We start from the raw sequence: 20639 nt of genomic DNA, 5'->3' as shown, positions 1-20639 counted from the left end.
GAAAAAATCGTCAGTTTGACTGCGGGCCCCATTCCATAGGGCTTTGCGAGAGTTCAAAGGCGGTTGTCCACTGAGTTATCCACAGCTTCTGTGGATTGTCCCGAGCGCTTGCTCTAGGACGGGCGTGCCGGGTTTTTTTAGGCTTTACCTGTAAGAAAAAAAGAGTAGAGTGGCGCGCCTTCCGATCTGCCCCACAGTGCTTTATGAAGTTTCGCTGCGTATCAGTCCCTGCAATCTCCACACCTCCCAACGTTACCCCGCCCAAGCGCTTTTCGATGCGTGTGGCCGAGTGGCTGCTGGACAGCCCGCGTCTGGGCGAAAACCCCAACGTCAAACACTTCGCCGGACATTTGCTCAAGCAGCCAGCCCGTGAAGGGGTCGTGGCCGCGCAAAGCCGACTCGGTCAACTGATGTGCCGTGAATGCGGGAATGCCCGGGATCGCCGTATCGGCCAGCACCTTTTGCGTTCGGCCGCGCGGGCAGGGGATCGGCGCGCCCAGCAGGAACTGGGTCTGATCGAAGACTGAGCTGTCCAAGACCTGACGCCTTGGTTAACCTTCAAGCTTTATTTCATTGGCAGGAGTGGCTATGGCTATGGACTTGACCAGCGCATTGCTTGGTCTGGCGGGCGCTGCGCTGCCGTTACTGGTACTGGCCTGGCAACTTCAGCGCCGAGCGAGCGCCACGCAGTCAGACGTTGCACTGTTGGAAGAGCGTCTGGCCACCGCCCATTTGGCCCAGGACGGATTGAACGCCCAACTCGAAGCCTGTCGCGATGAAATAGGTGATCTGGGCCAGGCCAACGCCGCCAAACAGGCAGACCTGGCCGCCGTACGCCGTGAAGTCGAACTGTTGCAGATCGAGCGTGACGACGCACGCGATGCCGCCCACGCCTGGAATCTGGAACGCGCCGGCAAAGAGGCTGAGTTGCGTCGTCTGGACGCCCAGGCCGCCTCGCTCAACGCCGAGCTGCGTGAGCAGCAGGAAAGCCATCAGCAGCGCCTCAACGACCTTCAGGGCTCGCGAGACGAGTTGCGAGCGCAGTTCGCCGAGCTGGCCGGCAAGATCTTCGACGAGCGCGAGCAGCGCTTTGCCGAAACCAGTCAACAACGCCTCGGTCAGTTGCTCGATCCGTTGAAGGAACGCATCCAGTCCTTCGAAAAACGCGTCGAAGAAAGTTATCAGGCAGAAGCCCGTGAACGTTTTTCCCTGGCCAAGGAACTGGAGCGGCTGCAACAGCTGAACCTGCGCCTGAGCGACGAAGCCACTAACCTGACCCGCGCCTTGAAAGGGCAGAAAACCCAAGGTAACTGGGGCGAGCTGATTCTTGAGCGAGTGCTTGAACACGCGGGCCTGGAGAAGGGGCGCGAGTACCAGACCCAGGTCAACCTCAAGGGTCCGGACGGTGAGCGTTTCCAGCCAGACGTGATCATTTATCTGCCGGGCGACAAGCAGGTGGTGGTCGACTCCAAGGTCAGCCTCACGGCCTATCAGCAATACGTCGCGGCCGAAGACGATGCCATCGGCCAGATCGCCATCAAGCAGCACGTGCTGTCCTTGCGCACTCACGTCAAAGGGCTGGCCGGCAAGGATTACAAGCGTCTCGACGGTCTGCACAGCCTGGATTTCGTCTTGCTCTTCGTACCGATCGAAGCGGCGTTTTCCGCCGCATTGCAGGCTGAGCCGACGCTGTTCCAAGAGGCCTTCGACCGCAACATCGTGATCGTCAGCCCGACCACGTTGCTGGCGACCCTGCGCGTCATCGACAGCCTGTGGAAGCAGGAACGCCAGAGTCAGAACGCCCGGGAAATCGCCGAGCGGGCCGGGTGGCTGTACGACAAGTTCGTGTTGTTCATCCAGGATCTGGATGAAGTCGGCAATCGCCTACAACAATTGGATAAAGCCTACAGCTCTGCGCGCAATAAGCTGACAGAAGGTCGGGGCAATCTGGTCAGTCGTAGCGAGCAGCTCAAGTTGCTTGGCGCGCGGGCGAGCAAGAGCCTGCCGGCTGACTTGCTGGAGCGGGCGATGACGGATGTGGATGGGTTGGCCGAATTGCCGGAATAAAATCAAAAGATCGTCCGAACGCGGCCCGAACCTTCGGCAGCTACGGGTGTACCCAAAACTCTGTAGGAGCTGCCGAAGGCTGCGATTTTTTGACGTAGGAAACAAACGCTACAACGGCAAATGCCGGCTCAGCAACGCCCGCAACGCCGCCGGTTTCACCGGTTTAGCCAGGTAATCCAGCCCCGCCGCATGCACTTGGGCCACCGTCTCCGGTCGCCCATCGGCGCTGATCACAACCCCTGGCACTGGCTCACCCAGTCGGGTTCGCAGCCATGCCATCAGCTCGGTCCCGGTCTCGCCATCGTCCAGGTGGTAATCCACCAGCGCCAATTGCGGTCGCATCCCGTCGCTGAGCAGCGCCGCGCATTCATCGCGGTTGCGCGCGGTCCAGACCTGACAACCCCAGCGCGTGAGCAAGCTGTTCATGCCGATCAGGATGCTGTCTTCGTTGTCGATGCACAGTACCTGCGCGCCGCTCAGCAATTTGCCATTGAGCTCGGCGACCTTGGTCGGGGTCGCGGACTGCGCCCGAGCCAACGGCACACTGACGCTGAACACGCTGCCGCGCCCCGGCCAGGAGCGTACGCGCAAGGTATGACCCAGCACGCGACACAGCCCGTCAGCGATCGCCAGGCCCAACCCCAGGCCTTTCTCCGCGCGCGTCTGGTGGCTGTCGAGGCGTTTGAATTCTTCGAAAATGACCTGCTGTTTATCCACAGGAATGCCCGGCCCCCGGTCCCACACTTCCAGGCACAGCTCGCCCTTGCGTCGGCGAACCCCCAGCAGTACCGGGCCTTTGGCGTAGCGGAAGGCATTGGTCAGGAAGTTCTGCAGGATTCGCCGCAATAGTTTGATGTCGCTGTCGATGCGCAACGTGCTGCCCCTGACGCGGAATTTCAGTCCCTGATCGCGGGCCAGTGCGTTGAACTCGGCGCCGAGGACGTCGAACATCTCATTGAGCACGAACGGTTTTGGATCAGGGTTGATCTTGCCGTTTTCCAGGCGGGAAATGTCCAGCAGGTCGCTGATCAAGTCCTCGGCCGAGCGCAGTGACGTGTCCAGATGATGGACCAGTTTCTGCGCCTCACCGCAGAGGCCGTCTTCCTGGTGGGAAAGGGCGGCCGAGAACAGTCGCGCAGCGTTCAACGGTTGCATCAAGTCATGGCTGACCGCCGCCAGGAAACGGGTTTTAGACTGGTTGGCCGACTCCGCGGTGCCCTTGGCTTCGGTCAGGGCGACGTTGAGTTGCGACAGTTCGTGGGTCCGCTCGGTGACCCGACGCTCCAGGCCCTCGTTGGCTTCGGTCAGCGCCTGCTCAGCCTCGCGGAACGCGGTGATGTCGGTGAAACTCATGACAAAACCGCCGCCCGGCATCGGGTTGCCGATCAGTTCGATCACACGGCCATTTGGGAAAAGTCTTTCAGAAGTATGGGCGCGGCCCTGACGCATCCAGTGCAAGCGGCGGGCGACGTGCACTTCGGCTTCGCCGGGACCGCACAGGCCGCGTTCGGCGTTGTAGCGAATAATGTCGGCAATCGGGCGGCCAAGCCTGATCAGTCCATCCGGGTAGTTGAATAACTCCAGGTAGCGCCGGTTCCAGGCCACCAGTTTCAGCGACTGGTCGACCACACTGATGCCTTGGGTGATGTTCTCGATCGCGCCTTGCAGCAGCGCGCGGTTGAACTGCAGCACTTCCGAGGCTTCGTCGGCGATTCGGACGACGTCCTCGAGTTGCATTTCCCTACCTTCGATGGCGGCTTTTACCACCGCCCGGGTCGAAGAAGCACCCAACACACCGGCCAGCAAACGTTCGGTATGGGCGATCCATTCACCATCGGCGTTCTGGTTCGGGTTGAAGCCTTTGCCCTGACGGTAGGCGAAGCGGATAAAACTCTGACGGGCGCGTTCTTCGCCGACGAAGCGTGCGGCCAGCTGCAACAAATCGTCGATCTGCACCGACAGCATCGAACGGGCGCTAGGGCGGGCACTGATTTCCTGACCGATGAAGCGACCCGCCTGCCAATGTTCCGAAACCCTCGTACGTGACAGCAACGACACCCAGGCGAACAGCGTGAAGTTGGCTGCAAGCGACAACACTACGCCTTGTGTCAACGGGGTGAGCGGCAGTTTCATCGGGTTGCTGTGCAACCAGGCCAGGCCGGGGAAACTGCTCAACGACAAACCAAGGCTGTTGGCGGCAATCGGCAGGATCAAGGTGTAGAACCACAGGAACGTCCCGGCAGCCAGACCGGCGAACACACCGCGACGATTGGCCTGTTTCCAGTACAGCGCGCCGAGCATGGCCGGGGCCAGTTGGGTCACGGCGGCGAAGGCGATCTGGCCAATGGTCGCGAGGCTCGCCGTTGAGCCGAGCAGGCGATAACTGACGTAGGCCAGCAGCAGAATCACCACAATGCTCACTCGGCGCACCGAGAGCATCCACTGGCGGAACACTTCGAACGGCCGCTCGGCGTTGTTGCGCCGCAGCAGCCATGGCAACAGCATGTCGTTGGATACCATGGTCGACAGCGCCACGCTGGCGACAATCACCATGCCGGTCGCCGCCGAGGCGCCACCGATAAACGCCAGCATCGCCAGGGCAGGGTGGGATTGGGCCAGCGGCAGGCTGATGACAAACGAGTCCGGCAGTACCGAACTCGGCAGCAGCATCTGACCGGCGAGGGCGATAGGAACGACGAACAGCGCCGCCAGCGCCAGATAGGCCGGAAACACCCATTTGGCCAGGCGCAGATCCTGAGGGTCGATGTTTTCCACCACGGTCACGTGGAACTGCCGGGGCAGGCAGATGATTGCCATCATCGCCACGCCGGTCTGCACCACCATCGACGGCCAGTTGATGGTTTCCTTCCAATATTCTTCCAGGCGCGGGGCGAGCATGGCCTGGTCGAACAGGTCGTCGAAACCGTCGTACAGGCCGTAGGTCACGAACGCGCCGACCGCGAGAAAAGCAAACAGCTTGACCAGCGATTCGAACGCAATCGCCAGCACCATGCCGCGGTGGTGTTCCGTGGCGTCGAGGTTGCGGGTACCGAAGACGATGGTGAACAGCGCCAGTACCAGCGACACGATCAGCGCCGTGTCCTGGGCGCGCGTGCCCATGGCGTCGGCACCGGCGCCGATCAACAGGTTCACCCCGAGCACGATGCCCTTGAGTTGCAGCGCGATGTAGGGCAACACGCCGACCAGGCAGATCAGCGCCACCACCACCGCCAGCGACTGGGATTTGCCATAACGCGCAGCGATGAAGTCGGCAATGGAGGTGATGTTCTCCTGCTTGCTGATCATCACCATTTTTTGCAGGACCCACGGCGCGCACACCAGCAGCAGGATCGGCCCGAGGTAGATCGGCAGGAAAGACCAGAGTTGTTCGGCAGCCTGGCCCACGGCGCCAAAGAAGGTCCAGCTGGTGCAATAGACGGCCAGCGACAGGCTGTACACCCAGGCGCGCACTCGCGGCGGCAACGGTGTGCTGCGACGGTCGCCGTAGAAGGCGATGGCGAACATGATGGCCATATAGGCCAGGGCGACGGCGGCGATCAGCCCGCTGGACAGCGACATGGGAACTCCAGACAAAAGACACCCGGGATTCGCGCCCGGACAGACAGTCTCGCACGATGGCAGGGGTTAGTCAGTGTCGACCAAGGTCGCGGCGCGGCGGGGTGTCGCAGGGTGTTTGTCAGTTGGATCTTTGGTGTTTGTGCAGGCCTCATCGTCGGAACGCCGCCCGGAGCAAGCTCGCTCCCACACTGAATCTATGTTGCTCACAAATGATGTGTTCACTGAAGATCCAATGTGGGAGCGAGCTTGCTCCGGGCGGCGTTCCGACGATGAGGCCTCACTGACTCAACGCAATCTCGATCAACCGATGCAATTCCTCAACCTCCAGCGGCGCCGCTGAAAACAGGATGCGAAACACCGTCGGCGCGGCCACCATGTTAATCAGCCGATCAACGTTCGGCTTCGGCTGATCGGGGTAACGATCCAGAACCGTCTGCAACTGCCCGCCAATGATCGTCGCGCAAAGGGCCGGTGTGGTGCTGCATTGCACGTCGCGCAAGATGTTGCGGCCGGGTTCGGAACTCATCTCGTCCAGATACTGCTCGGCCCAGGCGCGCACGTCACCGCGCAGGCTGCCGGTATTGGCCGGCTCGCTCTCGGGGCGCATGCGGGCGAGGGCGACGTCCGCCAACAACACCGACAGATCGCCCCAGCGCCGGTAGATGGTCGACGGCGTGACGCCGGCACGCGCAGCGATTTGCGGAACGGTCACGGTGGTGCGGTCCTGCTCTTCGAGAAGATCGCGGACTGCCGAATGAACCGACTCTTGCACCCGGGCACTGCGGCCGCCCGGGCGTAAACCTTCTTTAATAGCCATGCATCGGACCTTAACACAAAGAATTTGCTTTAAGCGCTAGCCGGTAGCACACTCCGCAAAAGCAAAAAGTTAGCTTTAGCGGAGTGTGCCCATGTCCAGTTCAACATCTAATCGTTCAAGCCTGTGGTTCCTGGCGATCACCTTACTCAGTTTTCTTGCCGCTTCCACCGCGCCGACGCCGTTGTATCACTTGTACCAGGAGCACCTGCAATTCTCGGCAGCGACCCTGACCCTGATTTTCGGCGTGTACGCCATCAGCTTGCTGGCAGCGTTGCTCACGGTTGGTTCGCTCTCGGATTACCTGGGGCGCAAACCGGTGATCTTCACCGCTGTGATGTTGAACATGCTGGCGATGCTGCTGTTTATCAATGCAGACAGTGTCGCCTGGTTGATCAGTGCGCGAGTGCTTCAAGGTTTTGCTACAGGGATGGCCACTGCCGTATTGAGCGCGGCGCTGTTGGACGCCGATCGCCAGCAAGGGCCGCTGGTCAACAGTGTTGCGCCGTTGCTGGGCATGGCGTTGGGCGCCATGGGCTGCGGCTTATTGGCCGAGTTTGCGCCGTTGCCATTGCAGTTGACCTATTGGGTGCTGTTCGCGCTGTTTGTGATGCAAGCGCTGTACGTCTGGCGCTTGCCGGAAAGCGTCAGCCCCCAACCGGGAGTCTGGGCTTCGCTGCGTCCGACACTGCATGTGCCGATCCAGGCGCGGCGCGCGTTGTGGCTGGTGCTGCCGATCAATATCGCGGTGTGGGCGCTCGGTGGTTTTTACGCTTCTTTGGCCCCGTCGTTGGTGCGCACGGCCACGGGATCGACCTCAAATCTGATTGGCGGTGCGACGGTGGCCGTGTTGACGGTGACCGGTGCGTTGATGATCTACACCCTGCGCAATCGGCCGGCCGACAAGGTGTTGCGCTTGGGCGGCAGTCTGCTGCCTGTCGGCGTCGCGCTGATTCTGATGGCGGTGCACAGCGCCAGCCTGACTCTTTTTTTGTCGGCACGCTGGTGGCCGGATGCGGTTTCGGTGCCGGTTTCCTCGGTGCGTTGCGTAGCGTCGTGCCGCTGGCCTTGCCCCATGAAAGGGCGGGGTTGATGTCGGCTTACTACGTGCTCAGTTATCTGGCGTTCTGCTTGCCGTCGTTGCTGGCCGGAAATTTGACCCGGACCTTTGGGCTGGTGGCCACCACCGATGGTTACGGCGCGGTGCTGATTATTCTCTCGGTCGGCGCTTTGTTCGCCTTGATGCGTCAGCAGTCCATGAAAGTCTGTGGCGTCGATGTTCGATGACCGTTAGCCTTGGCACCGCCATACCTTTCGACGGACCGACGCATGAAAATCATCCGCAGCAAATCCTTCACCGCTGACCGTGCCTGGGGCGCTTTGGATATCGCCAACATGAACGGCATCACCACGCGTTTGCACTGGACCGATCAGCCCTATCAATGGCACATCAATGATGGGCAAGAAGTGTTCGTGGTGCTGGATGGCGTCGTGCAGATGCGTTATCGCGAAGCAGGTCAGGAGAAAGAAGTGGTGTTGGGTGTAGGAGATATCTTCTATGCCGACGTCGGCACCGAACACGTTGCCCATCCGCAGGGTGCGGCAAGAATCCTGGTGATCGAAACTGAAGGCAGCGTTTGACGCCATATCTGCAAAACAGATAACAGTTAGAGATATTACCCGTTATATCGATATTCGATTCGGATCTACCATGAGCTCCACCTCAACAGAGGACAGGAGTTCACCATGACATGCCCCAACACCGCCCCAGCCGGTTTCAAACCTTTCAGTCATTTGCAGCATCCGCGTGAAGTCATCCGCCAGTTCACGCCGAACTGGTTCGCCGCCACCATGGGCACTGGTGTGCTGGCGTTGGCGCTGGCGCAGCTGCCTGGCGAAAATGCCGGTTTACACGCGATTGCCGAAGCCCTTTGGCTGTTCAATATTGTGCTGTTCGTTTTATTCACGGTTATGTATGCGGCGCGTTGGGCGCTGTTTTTCGATGAGGCGCGGCGGATTTTCGGTCACTCCACGGTTTCGATGTTTTTTGGCACCATCCCCATGGGCCTGGCGACCATCATCAATGGTTTTCTGGTGTTCGGTCTGCCGCGTTGGGGCGAGGGCGTGATTCATGTCGCCGAGGTGCTGTGGTGGCTGGATGTGGCGATGTCTGTGGCGTGCGGCGTGCTGATTCCCTACCTGATGTTCACCCGTCAGGAACACAGCATCGATCAGATGACCGCCGTCTGGCTGTTGCCGGTGGTGGCAGCAGAAGTGGCGGCTGCCAGCGGTGGTCTGCTGGCGCCGCACCTGGCCGATGCCCATTCTCAACTGGTGGCGCTGGTGACCAGCTACGTGCTCTGGGCCTTTTCCCTACCGGTGGCGTTCAGCATTCTGACCATTCTGTTGCTGCGCATGGCACTGCATAAATTGCCCCACGAAAACATGGCCGCCTCCAGCTGGCTAGCGCTCGGCCCGATCGGCACCGGGGCGCTGGGCATGTTGCTGCTGGGCGCGGACGCACCGGCGATCTTCGCTGCCAACGGTCTGCCGGGCATCGGTGAAATCGCCGCAGGGCTCGGGTTGGTGGCCGGAATCACCCTGTGGGGCTTTGGTCTGTGGTGGATGCTGATCGCGGTGCTCATCACCCTGCGTTACCTGCGCGTCGGTATTCCGTTCAATCTCGGCTGGTGGGGTTTCACCTTCCCGCTGGGCGTCTATTCCCTGGCGACGTTGAAACTGGCCAGCACCTTGAACCTGACGTTTTTCAGTGCCTTTGGCTGTGTGCTGGTGATGTTGCTGGCGGTGATGTGGCTGATCGTCGCTAAACGGACGGTGCAGGGCGCGTGGCGGGGCGAGTTGTTTGTCTCGCCGTGCATTGCAGGATTAAAGAAATAACCTGCAAGTTTTAGGTAATGTGTGGCCTGGATCGTCGTTCGATATTCCAATAACTGCATCCACGCCACTCTCTACCCAACATCAGGGACACATGGAAGATGAGTCACCCCTCACAGTTCACCTTGCTTCGCACCCGGCGCTTCCTGCCGTTCTTCGTCACGCAGTCGCTCGGGGCGTTCAACGACAACATCTTCAAGCAGTCGCTGATCCTCGCCATTCTCTACAAGTTGACTATCGAGGGTGATCGCTCGATCTGGGTCAGCCTGTGTGCGCTGCTGTTCATTCTGCCGTTCTTCCTGTTCTCGGCGCTGGCCGGGCAGTTCGGGGAGAAGTTCGCCAAGGACGCGTTGATTCGTCTGATCAAGCTCGGGGAAATCGCCATCATGGCGGTAGGCGCGGTCGGTTTCATGTTCGATCACCTGTCGCTGATGCTGGTGGCGCTGTTCGCCATGGGCACTCACTCGGCGCTGTTCGGGCCGGTGAAATATTCGATCCTGCCGCAGGCCTTGCGTGACGAAGAGCTGGTGGGTGGCAACGGCCTGGTGGAAATGGGCACCTTCCTGGCGATCCTCGCCGGGACCATCGGCGCCGGGATCATGATGTCGTCCAGTCATTACGCGCCGATCGTCTCCACGGCGATCATCGGTGTCGCGGTGCTCGGCTATCTGGCCAGCCGCAGCATTCCACGGGCCGCAGCCGCCTCCCCGGAAATGCGTCTGAACTGGAACATTTTCAGCCAGTCCTGGGCCACGTTGAAGCTGGGCTTGGGGCAGACGCCAGCGGTGTCACGCTCGATTGTCGGCAACTCGTGGTTCTGGTTTGTCGGGGCGATTTATCTGACGCAGATCCCGGCCTATGCCAAGGAGTGGATGCACGGCGACGAAACCGTGGTGACGCTGATTCTTACCGTGTTCTCGGTCGGTATCGCGTTGGGTTCGATGCTTTGCGAGAAACTGTCCGGCCGCAAAGTCGAGATCGGTCTGGTGCCGTTCGGCTCGTTCGGTCTGACCGTGTTTGGTTTGCTGCTGTGGTGGCATTCCGGTGGAATTCCGGACAGCGTTACAGGCCATGGCTGGATCGAAGTCCTGGGTTTTGGCCACGCCTGGCTGGTGTTGATCGACATTCTGGGGCTTGGGGTGTTCGGCGGTTTCTATATCGTGCCGCTGTACGCGCTGATTCAGTCTCGTACCTCCGAGAACGAGCGGGCGCGGGTGATTGCCGCCAACAATATTCTCAATGCGCTGTTCATGGTGGTCTCGGCGATTGTCTCGATCGTCTTGCTGAGCCTGGTCAAACTGTCGATCCCGCAGCTGTTCCTGGTGGTGTCGCTGCTGAACATCGGCGTCAACGCCTACATCTTCAGCATCGTCCCCGAGTTCAGCATGCGTTTCATGATCTGGCTGCTCAGCCATTCCATGTACCGCGTGGAGCATCGCAATCTACAGCTGATTCCCGATGAAGGCGCGGCGTTGCTGGTGTGCAATCACGTGTCCTTCGTCGACGCCTTGCTGATTGGCGGCGCGGTGCGTCGACCGATTCGCTTTGTGATGTATTACAAGATCTACAACTTGCCAGTGCTGAACTTCATCTTCCGCACGGCCGGGACCATTCCGATCGCGGGGCGTCAAGAAGACATTCAGATCTACGAAAAAGCCTTCACGCGCATTGCTCAGTATCTGAAGGACGGCGAGTTGGTGTGCATCTTCCCTGAGGGCAAATTGACCGCCGATGGCGAGATCAACGAGTTCAAGGGCGGGGTGACGCGGATTCTCGAAGAAACGCCGGTGCCGGTGATTCCGTTGGCATTGCAGGGCTTGTGGGGGAGTTTCTTCAGCCGCGATCCGCAAAAGGGCGTGTTTCGCCGGTTGTGGTCACGGGTGACGCTGGTGGCAGGGCCTGCGGTGTCGGTTGAAGTGGCAGAGCCAGCCCGGTTGCAAGGGATGGTGGGGGAGTTGCGCGGCGCTGTGCGCTAATTCCTTTCGTTGCGGGCCGCTAACCAAGCGTGCCCGCTCTGGGCATTCAACCCGCCATCGCCAACCGGTTACGTCCTTCGCGCTTGGCCACATACAACGCACTGTCGGCTCGTCGCAACAGGCTCTCGGCAGACTCGCCGGGCAATAGCGTCGAGCAGCCAAGGCTGACCGTCAGCTCGATCGCATGGCCGTCGGCCGAATATTCCTCTGCCTGCACTGCAAATCGTAGCCGTTCGCCAACCAAGGCTGCCGCCTCACGGCTCGTGTTGGAAAGCAGGATCAGGAACTCTTCGCCACCAAACCGGAAGACCATGTCCACGTTGCGCAACTGGTTTTTGATCGAGGCTGCAACGGCCTTGAGCACGTCATCGCCGGCGCTGTGTCCGTGGTTGTCGTTGATGCGTTTGAAGTAATCGATGTCCAGCATCAGCAGCGACAAGGGTTGCAGATGCCGAAGCGACATCTCGATTTCCCGTTGCAGGGTCTGATCCATGGCGATGCGGTTGCCGGTATCCGTGAGCGGATCGCGCAAGGCGCTTTGGGTGGCAGCGCGGTAGAGCAAGGCATTGCGCATCGGATACAGCAATGCGGACAGCAGTGACTCGAGGTTGCCTTGTTCCTGCTCACTGAAACGCTGATTGCGGCGGAATACCAGTTCACCCAGATCCTCGCCTTCATGGCTGAGGCTGTAGCTGATCGAATGATGGCCGCGCAGGCCGAATTCCAGGCGCAAGTCGCTGGACGTGTGCTCGTACGTCAAGGCGTCAAGCGGTACAAGTCGCTGAATCTCACGGAAGAAGAGCCCGAGAATGCGTTGCGGCTCAAGACTGGTTTGCAGCTGCAGGCTCAGTTGCTGGCGCAGTTGCGAAAGGCTGACGGGCCTCTCGATGAGGGTAGGCTGCTGACCAAAGCCCAGGCGTTGCAATTTGGCGCTATCGAAGTCAATTGCGTTGGTCTGGGAAGGTGATTTCATATGGCGTGCGCCCCTAAGCAGTAAGGCTGTCTTACAGGCTGGGTGAGAGCGGCTTTGGGCTGCGCGTCATACTGGTCCATCAGTCCCGTAGGACATTTGGCCCAAGTTTAGTCCGCTTTGCCGACGATAAGTAACCTGTCGGCTCAGGCGTCCGCCCGTTTGCTTTCACACTGCGTGTCTGAGCAAATTTAGAGCGAAACTCGTGCCATTCAGTTCAGTCGGATAAAAAGCGTTCTAAATCAAAGTATTGAGCTGTGTTGAAAGATGTTGCCGATTTCTATGACAGTTGTTTGACGTGTAATGGGTGTGGTTACGACGCACTTTGAATGCCGCGACGGGAAGTCGTCGCGGCACAAAAGCGACGCGCGGGCGTTACTGAGCGTTGAACGCCTGGCCGTTGATGCCGGTGCTGTCCGGACCCATCAGGTAGAGGTAGACCGGCATGATCTCCTCGGGCGTCGGGTTGTTCAGCGGGTTTTCACCCGGGTAAGCCTGGGCGCGCATGCTGGTGCGGGTGGCACCCGGGTTGATGCTGTTGGAGCGCACCGGTGCCACGGTGTCGACTTCGTCGGCCAGGGTTTGCATCAAGCCTTCGGTGGCGAACTTGGACACGCCGTATGCGCCCCAATACGCACGACCCTTGCGGCCGACGCTGCTGGAGGTGAACACCACCGAAGCGTCCTGAGACAGCTTGAGCAGCGGCAACAGGGTGCTGGTGAGCATGAACATGGCGTTGACGTTGACGTGCATGACACGCATGAAGTTTTCGCCGGACAGCTGCTCGATCGGCGTACGCGGGCCAATGATCGACGCGTTGTGCAGCAAACCGTCGAGATGGCCGAATTCGGTTTCGATCATCGCTGCCAGCTCATCGTATTGATGGGGCAGGGCGGTTTCCAGGTTGAACGGGATTACGGCCGGTTGTGGATGGCCGGCGGCTTCGATTTCGTCGTAGACCTGAGTCAGGTTGGCCTCGGTCTTGCCCAGCAGCAGCACGGTGGCGCCATGTGCAGCGAAGGTTTTTGCGGCGGCAGCGCCGATGCCACGGCCAGCGCCGGTGACCAGGATGACCCGGTCCTTGAGCAATTCTGGGCGGGCGGAATAATCAAACATAAGAAACCTCAACATAATCCGTTAACAGGGCCGCAAAAGATCGCAGCCTTCGGCAGCTCCTACACCGATCGCGGTCCTCTGTAGGAGCTGCCGCAGGTTCGGGCCGCGTTCGGACGATCTTTTGATTTGAATCAGCAGCTGCACAAAGCGCTATCTAGCACTTTTCGCAACTCCAGCGGATGATCGACCACCACATCCGCGCCCCAATGCCGCGGGTTATCGTCCGGATGAATGTAGCCATAAGTCACGGCGGCCGTCTTGGTGCCGGCATCGCGACCGGATTCGATATCGCGCAAGTCATCACCTACGAACAACACGCTGGCCGGGTCCAGGTCGAGCATCTTGCACGCCAGGATCAACGGCTCGGGGTCCGGTTTGCTGTTCTTCACATGGTCCGGGCAGATCAACAGCGCCGAGCGCTCGGCCAGGCCAAGCTGCTGCATGATCGGCTCGGCGAACCGCAGCGGCTTGTTGGTGACCACGCCCCAGATCAGGTTGGCCTTTTCGATGTCGGCCAGCAGTTCGCCCATGCCGTCGAAGAGTTTGCTGTGAACCGCGCAACCGGCGAGGTAACGCTCCAGAAACTCCAGGCGTAATTCCTCGAAACCCGGTGATTCCGGGTCCATGGAGAAGGTCACGGCGACCATCGCCTTGGCGCCGCCGGAGATCTCGTCGCGAATGTGTTTGTCGTTCATCGGCGGCAAGCCGCGATCGGCGCGCATCGTCTGACAAATCGCAATGAAGTCCGGCGCGGTGTCGAGCAGGGTGCCGTCCATGTCGAAAAGAACTGCTCTGATACGCATCGGCTTACTCCTCGCGAAGGGTCTGGATCATGTAGTTGACGTCCACGTCGGAGGCCAGTTTGTAGTGCTTGGTCAGCGGGTTGTAGGTCAGGCCGATGATGTCCTTGACGGTCAGGCCGGCCATGCGGCTCCAGGCACCCAGCTCCGAAGGGCGGATGAATTTCTTGAAATCGTGGGTGCCGCGCGGCAGCAGCTTCATGATGTATTCCGCGCCGACGATGGCGAAGAGGTACGCCTTCGGGTTGCGGTTGATGGTGGAGAAGAACACCTGGCCACCGGGTTTGACCATGCGGAAGCAGGCGCGGATCACCGAGGACGGGTCCGGCACGTGCTCGAGCATTTCCAGGCACGTGACCACGTCGAACTGCTCAGGCATTTCTTCAGCCAGGGCTTCGGCGGTGATCTGCCGGTATTCGACACTCACGCCGGATTCCAGTTGATGCAGTTGCGCGACCGCCAGCGGCGCTTCGCCCATGTCGATGCCCATGACGGTAGCGCCGCGCTGGGCCATGGCTTCGCTGAGAATGCCGCCGCCGCAACCGACGTCGAGGACTTTCTTGCCGGCCAGGTTGACCCGTTCGTCAATCCAGTTGACCCGCAGCGGGTTGATGTCGTGCAGCGGTTTGAACTCGCTGTCGCGGTCCCACCAGCGATGGGCCAGGGCTTCGAATTTGGCGATTTCGGCGTAGTCGACGTTGCTCATGGTTAAGTCCTCTAAAACTTGAAAAATCCTGTTGCCCCGGTGGTAAGTCCGGGGGGCTTACGATTCGGTATGGCCGCTGATGCGCTGGCCCCAGGCCTTGGCCGTGGCGCAGAGCTGTTCTTCATCCAAGCGGGTCAAGCGGCGGTCGTCGAGCAGTTGCTTGCCGGCGACCCAAAGGTGTTTCACGCAGTCACGGCCGGTGGCATAAATAAGCTGCGAAACCGGGTCGTAGACCGGTTGCTGCGCCAGGCCGGAGAGGTCGAACGCGACGATGTCTGCCGCTTTGCCGACTTCCAGCGATCCCACTTCGGATTCAATGCCCAGGGCGCGGGCGCCGTTGAGCGTGGCCATGCGCAGGGCGCGATGGGCGTCCAGCGCAGTGGCCGAGCCGGCAACAGCTTTGGCCAGTAAAGCGGCGGTGCGGGTTTCGCCGAGCAGGTCCAGGTCATTGTTGCTGGCCGCGCCATCGGTGCCGATCGCCACATTGACGCCAGCCTGCCACAAGCGCTCCACCGGGCAGAACCCGCTGGCCAGCTTCAGGTTGGATTCCGGGCAATGAATCACGTTGGTGTTACTTTCTACCAGCAACACCAGATCTTCATCGCTGATCTGAGTCATGTGGACGGCCTGGAAGCGCGGCCCCAATAAACCCAGGCGCCCGAGGCGGGCCAATGGGCGCTCGCCGTGTTGCTCGACGGACTGCTGCACTTCGAAGGCGGTTTCGTGGACGTGCATGTGGATCGAGGCGTCCAGTTCCTCTGTGATCACCCGGATTTTCTCCAGGTTCTCGTCGCCCACCGTGTAGGGTGCATGGGGGCCGAAGGTGACTTTGATGCGCTCGTGATGCTTGAGATCGCCAAATAATTCGATGCCCTGACGAATGGCTTCGTCCGCCGTGCTGGCGCCCGGGATCGGGAAATCGAGGATCGGAATCGCGATTTGTGCGCGAATGCCGCTGTTATGGACGCGCTCGCTGGCAACCTTCGGGAAGAAATACATGTCAGAGAAACAGGTGATGCCACCTTTGATCTGCTCGGCGATCGCCAGGTCAGTGCCGTCACGTACGAAAGCTTCATCGACCCACTTGGCTTCGGCCGGCCAAATGTGGTCTTCCAGCCAGGTCATCAGGGGCAGATCATCGGCCAGGCCACGGAACAGCGTCATCGCCGCATGCCCGTGGGCATTGATCAAACCGGGGCAGAGCAACATGTCCGGCAATTCGCGGACTTCGGTTGCGTCAAGCTTCAACGCAGCCGAACGTGGGCCGATGAATACGATGCGTCCGTCGCGGATGCCCAGGGCGTGCTCTTTGAGGACAACGCCAGCGGGTTCGACGGGTACCAGCCAGGTCGGCAGCAATAGCAAGTCGAGCGCAGCGGCAGTGTTCGGCATCGAGAATCGGTTCCAGAGCTTTTGTAAAGGATGGCGAAGTATACCCGAGCGTCTTCGCAGGGGGATCGCTATAATCGACGGCTTTTGTTCATGAGTACGGGGTGACGGATGCGCGATCGACTGTTGGCTGCGGAGAAGGTGAAGGCCATCGATTGGCGTGATGGCGCCCTTTACCTGCTGGATCAGCGTATTTTGCCGTTCGAGGAAACCTGGATCGCCTACACCAGCGCTGCTGGCGTGGCCGAGGCCATTCGTTCGATGGTGGTGCGCGGCGCGCCGGCAATTGGCATCAGTGCCGCCTACGGTGTTGTGCTGGCGGCCCGCGCGCGGTTTGCCAAGGGCGGTGACTGGCAGGCGGCGCTGGAAGAGGATTTCGCGCTGCTGGCCGATTCCCGTCCGACCGCGGTCAACCTGTTCTGGGCCCTGGGCCGCATGCGCGACCGGCTTGAACGTCTGAAGCATCACGCCGATCCGCTGGCGGTGCTGGAGGCGGAGGCTATCGCCATTCACGAGAGTGATCGCGAAGCCAACCTGACCATGGCGCAACTCGGTGTGGATCTGATCCGCAAGCACCAGGGCAATGCCCAGGCGATTTTGACCCACTGCAACACCGGCGCTCTGGCCACCGGCGGCTTTGGCACGGCGCTTGGCGTGATTCGTGGCGCTTTCATTGAAGGCATGGTCGAGCGCGTCTATGCCGACGAAACCCGTCCATGGCTGCAAGGTTCGCGGCTGACCGCATGGGAACTGGCCAACGAAGGCATTCCCGTCACGCTCAATGCCGACTCCGCCGCCGCCCACATCATGAAGACCAAAGGCATTACCTGGGTGATTGTCGGCGCTGACCGGATCACCGCCAATGGCGACGTGGCCAACAAGATCGGCACTTATCAGCTTGCGGTGAACGCCATGCACCACGGCGTGCGTTTCATGGTGGTGGCGCCGAGTTCGACCATCGACATGAACCTGGCCAGCGGTGATGACATCCCGATTGAAGAGCGCGATGGTCGCGAGTTGCTGGAAGTCGGCGGCAAGCGGGTCGGGGCCGATGTCGATGCGTTCAACCCGGTGTTCGACGTGACCCCGGCTGACTTGATCGATGCGATCGTCACCGAAAAAGGCATCGTCGAGCGCCCGGACACCGCGAAAATGGCGCAGTTGATGTGCCGCAAGCGTCTGCATTAAAGATATCTGGTGCCTGATGAGACGCTATCGCGAGCAAGCTCGCTCCCACATTTGACCGAGATCTTCAGTTAGATACGGTCAGTGTGGGAGCGAGCTTGCTCGCGATAGGGCCCGCAAAGTCAACAAATCAGCTTGAATTCTGTATTCGGCAACCCTCTAAGCCTCTCTCGTCCCCTTCAAGCCTGTCACCGGTCAACTAACTATGCACCATGCGCGTCTGGGGGATAGGTGCGTGGCGGCTCTTGTGATAACATCCGGCGTTTTCCGAGGCACTCCCACGGGGTTGTCTTTACTGCGCAAATCCATGGTTCAACTTATTGATTTGTCGTAAGTCGGTGCATGGCACTCAGCCTGCAGCGGCGAGCTTCGTTCGTCCCATATGGATGTGACGAAGTTTCACCAGAAAAAGGAATCAGGCTTCTCATGGGCGAACTGGCCAAAGAAATCCTCCCGGTCAATATCGAAGACGAGCTGAAGCAGTCCTACCTCGACTACGCGATGAGCGTAATTGTCGGGCGGGCACTGCCGGATGCGCGCGATGGCTTGAAGCCCGTGCACCGGCGTGTGCTGTTCGCGATGAGCGAGCTGGGCAACGACTTCAACAAGCCGTACAAGAAATCTGCCCGTGTTGTCGGTGACGTGATCGGTAAGTATCACCCTCACGGTGATACCGCGGTGTACGACACCATCGTTCGGATGGCGCAGCCATTCTCGCTGCGTTACCTGCTGGTAGACGGTCAGGGCAACTTCGGTTCCGTGGACGGCGACAACGCCGCCGCCATGCGATATACCGAAGTGCGCATGACCAAGCTGGCGCACGAGCTGCTGGCTGACCTGCACAAAGAAACCGTGGACTGGGTGCCGAACTACGACGGCACCGAAATGATCCCGGCGGTCATGCCGACCCGTATTCCCAACCTGTTGGTCAACGGCTCCAGCGGTATCGCCGTGGGCATGGCGACCAACATCCCGCCGCACAACCTCGGTGAAGTCATCGACGGTTGCCTGGCACTCATCGACAACCCTGAGTTGACCATCGATGAGCTGATGCAATACATCCCCGGTCCGGACTTCCCGACCGCCGCGATCATCAACGGTCGCGCCGGCATCATCGAAGCCTACCGCACCGGTCGTGGCCGCATTTACATGCGCGCCCGCTCGATGATCGAAGACATCGACAAGGTCGGTGGCCGTCAGCAGATCGTCATCACCGAACTCCCTTACCAGCTGAACAAGGCCCGTCTGATCGAGAAGATCGCCGAGCTGGTAAAAGAGAAGAAGCTCGAAGGCATCACCGAACTGCGCGACGAGTCCGACAAGGACGGTATGCGCGTCGTGATCGAACTGCGTCGCGGCGAAGTGCCTGAGGTGATTCTCAACAACCTCTACGCCCAGACCCAGCTGCAAGCGGTGTTCGGTATCAACATCGTCGCGCTGATCGACGGCCGTCCACGCATCCTGAACCTCAAGGACCTGCTGGAAGCCTTCGTTCGTCACCGTCGCGAAGTCGTTACCCGCCGTACTGTGTTCGAACTGCGTAAAGCCCGCGAACGGGGTCACATTCTGGAAGGCCAAGCGGTTGCCCTGTCGAACATCGACCCGGTCATCGCCCTGATCAAGGCCTCGCCAACCCCGTCGGAAGCCAAGGAAGCGCTGATCAAGACTGCGTGGGAATCCTCCGCCGTGGTCGCGATGGTTGAGCGTGCCGGTGCCGATTCGTGCCGTCCAGAGACCTTGGACCCGCAATACGGTCTGCGCGAAGGCAAGTACTTCCTGTCGCCAGAGCAGGCGCAAGCCATTCTGGAACTGCGTTTGCACCGCCTGACCGGCCTGGAACACGAAAAGCTGCTGGCCGAGTATCAAGAGATCCTCAACCAGATCGGCGAGCTGATCCGCATCCTCAGCAGCGCCACGCGCCTGATGGAAGTGATCCGCGAAGAGCTGGAAGTGATCCGCGCCGAATACGGTGACGTGCGTCGCACCGAGATTCTCGATGCCCGTCTCGACCTGACCCTGGGTGACATGATCCCGGAAGAAGAGCGCGTCGTGACCATTTCCCACGGTGGCTACGCCAAGACCCAGCCATTGGCTGCGTACCAGGCTCAGCGTCGTGGCGGTAAAGGCAAATCGGCTACTGGCGTCAAGGATGAGGACTACATCGCTCACCTGCTGGTCGCCAACAGCCACACCACGCTGCTGCTGTTCTCCAGCAAAGGCAAGGTGTACTGGCTGAAAACCTACGAAATCCCGGAAGCGTCCCGCGCTGCCCGTGGTCGTCCGCTGGTCAATCTGCTGCCGCTGGACAGTGATGAATACATCACCACCATGCTGCCGGTCGACGAATACACCGAAGGTCACTTCATCTTCATGGCTACTGCCAAAGGCACCGTGAAGAAGACCCCGCTGGAATCCTTCAGCCGTCAACGCAGCGTCGGTCTGATCGCGCTGGAGCTGGACGAAGGTGACGTACTGATTTCTGCCGCCATTACCGATGGCGAGCGCGAAGTCATGCTGTTCTCCGACGGCGGCAAGGTCACTCGCTTCAAGGAAACCGACGTTCGCGCCATGGGCCGTACCGCTCGCGGTGTCCGCGGCATGCGTCTGCCGGAAGGCCAGAAGCTGATTTCCATGCTGATCCCGGAAGAAGGCAGCCAGATCCTGACCGCTTCGGCCCGTGGTTTCGGCAAGCGCACGGCGATCTCCGAGTTCCCTGAGTACAAACGTGGCGGTCAGGGCGTTATCGCCATGGTCAGCAACGACCGTAACGGCCGTCTGGTCGGTGCAGTCCAGGTGCTCGACGGCGAGGAAATCATGCTGATTTCCGACCAGGGCACCCTGGTGCGTACTCGTGTTGACGAAGTCTCCAGTCTGGGTCGTAACACCCAGGGCGTGACCCTGATCAAACTGGCCAGCGATGAAACGCTGGTAGGTCTGGAGCGGGTTCAGGAGCCGTCGGAAGTTGAAGGTGAAGAGCTGGAAGGTGAAGAGGGTGCAGTGTTCGACGGCGAAGTCGTAATCGACGACGTTGTTGAAGATCAGCAACTCGACGCCGCCGCTGACGAAGAACCGCAGGAGTAAGCGGACAGACAGGGGGCGGATGAGAATTCGCCCCCTTGTTGTTTGTCTGCAATGAAATTAT

At 60.2% G+C, this 20639-nt stretch carries 14 protein-coding genes and 1 pseudogene; 8 read left to right on the top strand and 7 right to left on the bottom strand.

All coding sequences use genetic code 11. The features are described from left to right. Window positions 1-203 precede the first annotated feature (203 nt). On the top strand, window positions 204-527 hold the full coding sequence (locus E3W21_RS24750; protein WP_134422189.1) for a sel1 repeat family protein: 324 nt from the start codon (window positions 204-206) through the stop codon (window positions 525-527). Between the two features lie 175 nt (window positions 528-702). Continuing rightward, the gene (gene rmuC / locus E3W21_RS24745) at window positions 703-2067 is read left to right on the top strand and encodes a DNA recombination protein RmuC (RefSeq protein ID WP_165353327.1); all 1365 of its coding nucleotides are present in this window, start codon (window positions 703-705) and stop codon (window positions 2065-2067) included. A gap of 108 nt (window positions 2068-2175) precedes the next feature. Here rmuC and E3W21_RS24740 read toward each other — a convergent pair whose 3' ends face one another. Beyond that, on the bottom strand, window positions 2176-5646 hold the full coding sequence (locus tag E3W21_RS24740) for a PAS domain-containing hybrid sensor histidine kinase/response regulator (protein ID WP_134422188.1): 3471 nt from the start codon (window positions 5644-5646) through the stop codon (window positions 2176-2178). A gap of 277 nt (window positions 5647-5923) precedes the next feature. Beyond that, window positions 5924-6463 (bottom strand): TetR/AcrR family transcriptional regulator, encoded by a 540-nt coding sequence (locus tag E3W21_RS24735; protein WP_134422187.1) that lies wholly within the window; start codon window positions 6461-6463, stop codon window positions 5924-5926. 91 nt (window positions 6464-6554) lie between these two features. Here E3W21_RS24735 and E3W21_RS24730 point away from each other — a divergent pair. The 4 genes and pseudogenes from E3W21_RS24730 to E3W21_RS24715 all read left to right on the top strand — a co-directional run bounded on the left by E3W21_RS24730 (window position 6555) and on the right by E3W21_RS24715 (window position 11331). Further along, window positions 6555-7747, top strand: a pseudogene (locus tag E3W21_RS24730) (MFS transporter). Window positions 7748-7789: 42 nt separating this feature from the next. Then, a complete protein-coding gene (locus E3W21_RS24725) occupies window positions 7790-8101 on the top strand; it encodes a cupin domain-containing protein (RefSeq protein WP_134422186.1) in 312 nt (103 codons plus the stop codon). A 105-nt stretch (window positions 8102-8206) separates the two neighbouring features. Further along, entirely contained in the window at window positions 8207-9358 is a 1152-nt protein-coding gene (locus E3W21_RS24720) for a TDT family transporter (RefSeq protein WP_134422185.1), read from the top strand. A gap of 98 nt (window positions 9359-9456) precedes the next feature. After that, entirely contained in the window at window positions 9457-11331 is a 1875-nt protein-coding gene (locus E3W21_RS24715) for an MFS transporter (RefSeq protein ID WP_134422184.1), read from the top strand. Window positions 11332-11377: 46 nt separating this feature from the next. Here the strand turns inward: E3W21_RS24715 and E3W21_RS24710 are convergent, their stop codons facing one another. From E3W21_RS24710 to E3W21_RS24690, 5 genes are all read right to left on the bottom strand, one after another. Beyond that, window positions 11378-12304, bottom strand: coding sequence for a GGDEF domain-containing protein (locus E3W21_RS24710; RefSeq protein WP_129442386.1), 927 nt, complete (start codon window positions 12302-12304; stop codon window positions 11378-11380). A gap of 372 nt (window positions 12305-12676) precedes the next feature. Further along, window positions 12677-13417 (bottom strand): YciK family oxidoreductase, encoded by a 741-nt coding sequence (locus E3W21_RS24705; protein WP_033055825.1) that lies wholly within the window; start codon window positions 13415-13417, stop codon window positions 12677-12679. Window positions 13418-13548: 131 nt separating this feature from the next. Next, window positions 13549-14220 (bottom strand): N-acetylmuramic acid 6-phosphate phosphatase MupP, encoded by a 672-nt coding sequence (gene mupP, locus E3W21_RS24700; protein ID WP_134422183.1) that lies wholly within the window; start codon window positions 14218-14220, stop codon window positions 13549-13551. Between the two features lie 4 nt (window positions 14221-14224). Continuing rightward, entirely contained in the window at window positions 14225-14923 is a 699-nt protein-coding gene (gene ubiG, locus E3W21_RS24695) for a bifunctional 2-polyprenyl-6-hydroxyphenol methylase/3-demethylubiquinol 3-O-methyltransferase UbiG (RefSeq protein WP_134422182.1), read from the bottom strand. A 57-nt stretch (window positions 14924-14980) separates the two neighbouring features. After that, window positions 14981-16315 (bottom strand): TRZ/ATZ family hydrolase, encoded by a 1335-nt coding sequence (locus E3W21_RS24690; RefSeq protein ID WP_134422181.1) that lies wholly within the window; start codon window positions 16313-16315, stop codon window positions 14981-14983. Between the two features lie 108 nt (window positions 16316-16423). On the opposite strand from E3W21_RS24690, the gene mtnA reads away from it, so the two are divergent. Both mtnA and gyrA read left to right on the top strand, forming a co-directional pair. Next, on the top strand, window positions 16424-17500 hold the full coding sequence (gene mtnA / locus E3W21_RS24685; RefSeq protein ID WP_129442395.1) for an S-methyl-5-thioribose-1-phosphate isomerase: 1077 nt from the start codon (window positions 16424-16426) through the stop codon (window positions 17498-17500). 423 nt (window positions 17501-17923) lie between these two features. Further along, window positions 17924-20578 (top strand): DNA gyrase subunit A, encoded by a 2655-nt coding sequence (gene gyrA, locus E3W21_RS24680; protein WP_134422180.1) that lies wholly within the window; start codon window positions 17924-17926, stop codon window positions 20576-20578. The last annotated feature ends 61 nt before the right edge of the window (window positions 20579-20639 follow it).

The organism is Pseudomonas sp. F01002, from assembly GCF_004402115.1.
In the GTDB taxonomy this organism is placed as follows: Bacteria; Pseudomonadota; Gammaproteobacteria; order Pseudomonadales; family Pseudomonadaceae; genus Aquipseudomonas; species Aquipseudomonas frigoris.
This window is presented reverse-complemented; position numbering and strand designations above follow the sequence as displayed.

What these genes read in the sequence shown, in the direction of transcription:
- E3W21_RS24750 (WP_134422189.1), top strand. Translation starts at nt 204, where the DNA reads ATGAAGTTTCGCTGCGTATCAGTCCCTGCAATCTCCACACCTCCCAAC.
- E3W21_RS24740 (WP_134422188.1), bottom strand. Translation starts at nt 5,646, where the DNA reads ATGTCGCTGTCCAGCGGGCTGATCGCCGCCGTCGCCCTGGCCTATATG.
- E3W21_RS24735 (WP_134422187.1), bottom strand. Translation starts at nt 6,463, where the DNA reads ATGGCTATTAAAGAAGGTTTACGCCCGGGCGGCCGCAGTGCCCGGGTG.
- E3W21_RS24725 (WP_134422186.1), top strand. Translation starts at nt 7,790, where the DNA reads ATGAAAATCATCCGCAGCAAATCCTTCACCGCTGACCGTGCCTGGGGC.
- E3W21_RS24720 (WP_134422185.1), top strand. Translation starts at nt 8,207, where the DNA reads ATGACATGCCCCAACACCGCCCCAGCCGGTTTCAAACCTTTCAGTCAT.
- E3W21_RS24715 (WP_134422184.1), top strand. Translation starts at nt 9,457, where the DNA reads ATGAGTCACCCCTCACAGTTCACCTTGCTTCGCACCCGGCGCTTCCTG.
- E3W21_RS24710 (WP_129442386.1), bottom strand. Translation starts at nt 12,304, where the DNA reads ATGAAATCACCTTCCCAGACCAACGCAATTGACTTCGATAGCGCCAAA.
- E3W21_RS24705 (WP_033055825.1), bottom strand. Translation starts at nt 13,417, where the DNA reads ATGTTTGATTATTCCGCCCGCCCAGAATTGCTCAAGGACCGGGTCATC.
- mupP (WP_134422183.1), bottom strand. Translation starts at nt 14,220, where the DNA reads ATGCGTATCAGAGCAGTTCTTTTCGACATGGACGGCACCCTGCTCGAC.
- ubiG (WP_134422182.1), bottom strand. Translation starts at nt 14,923, where the DNA reads ATGAGCAACGTCGACTACGCCGAAATCGCCAAATTCGAAGCCCTGGCC.
- E3W21_RS24690 (WP_134422181.1), bottom strand. Translation starts at nt 16,315, where the DNA reads ATGCCGAACACTGCCGCTGCGCTCGACTTGCTATTGCTGCCGACCTGG.
- mtnA (WP_129442395.1), top strand. Translation starts at nt 16,424, where the DNA reads ATGCGCGATCGACTGTTGGCTGCGGAGAAGGTGAAGGCCATCGATTGG.
- gyrA (WP_134422180.1), top strand. Translation starts at nt 17,924, where the DNA reads ATGGGCGAACTGGCCAAAGAAATCCTCCCGGTCAATATCGAAGACGAG.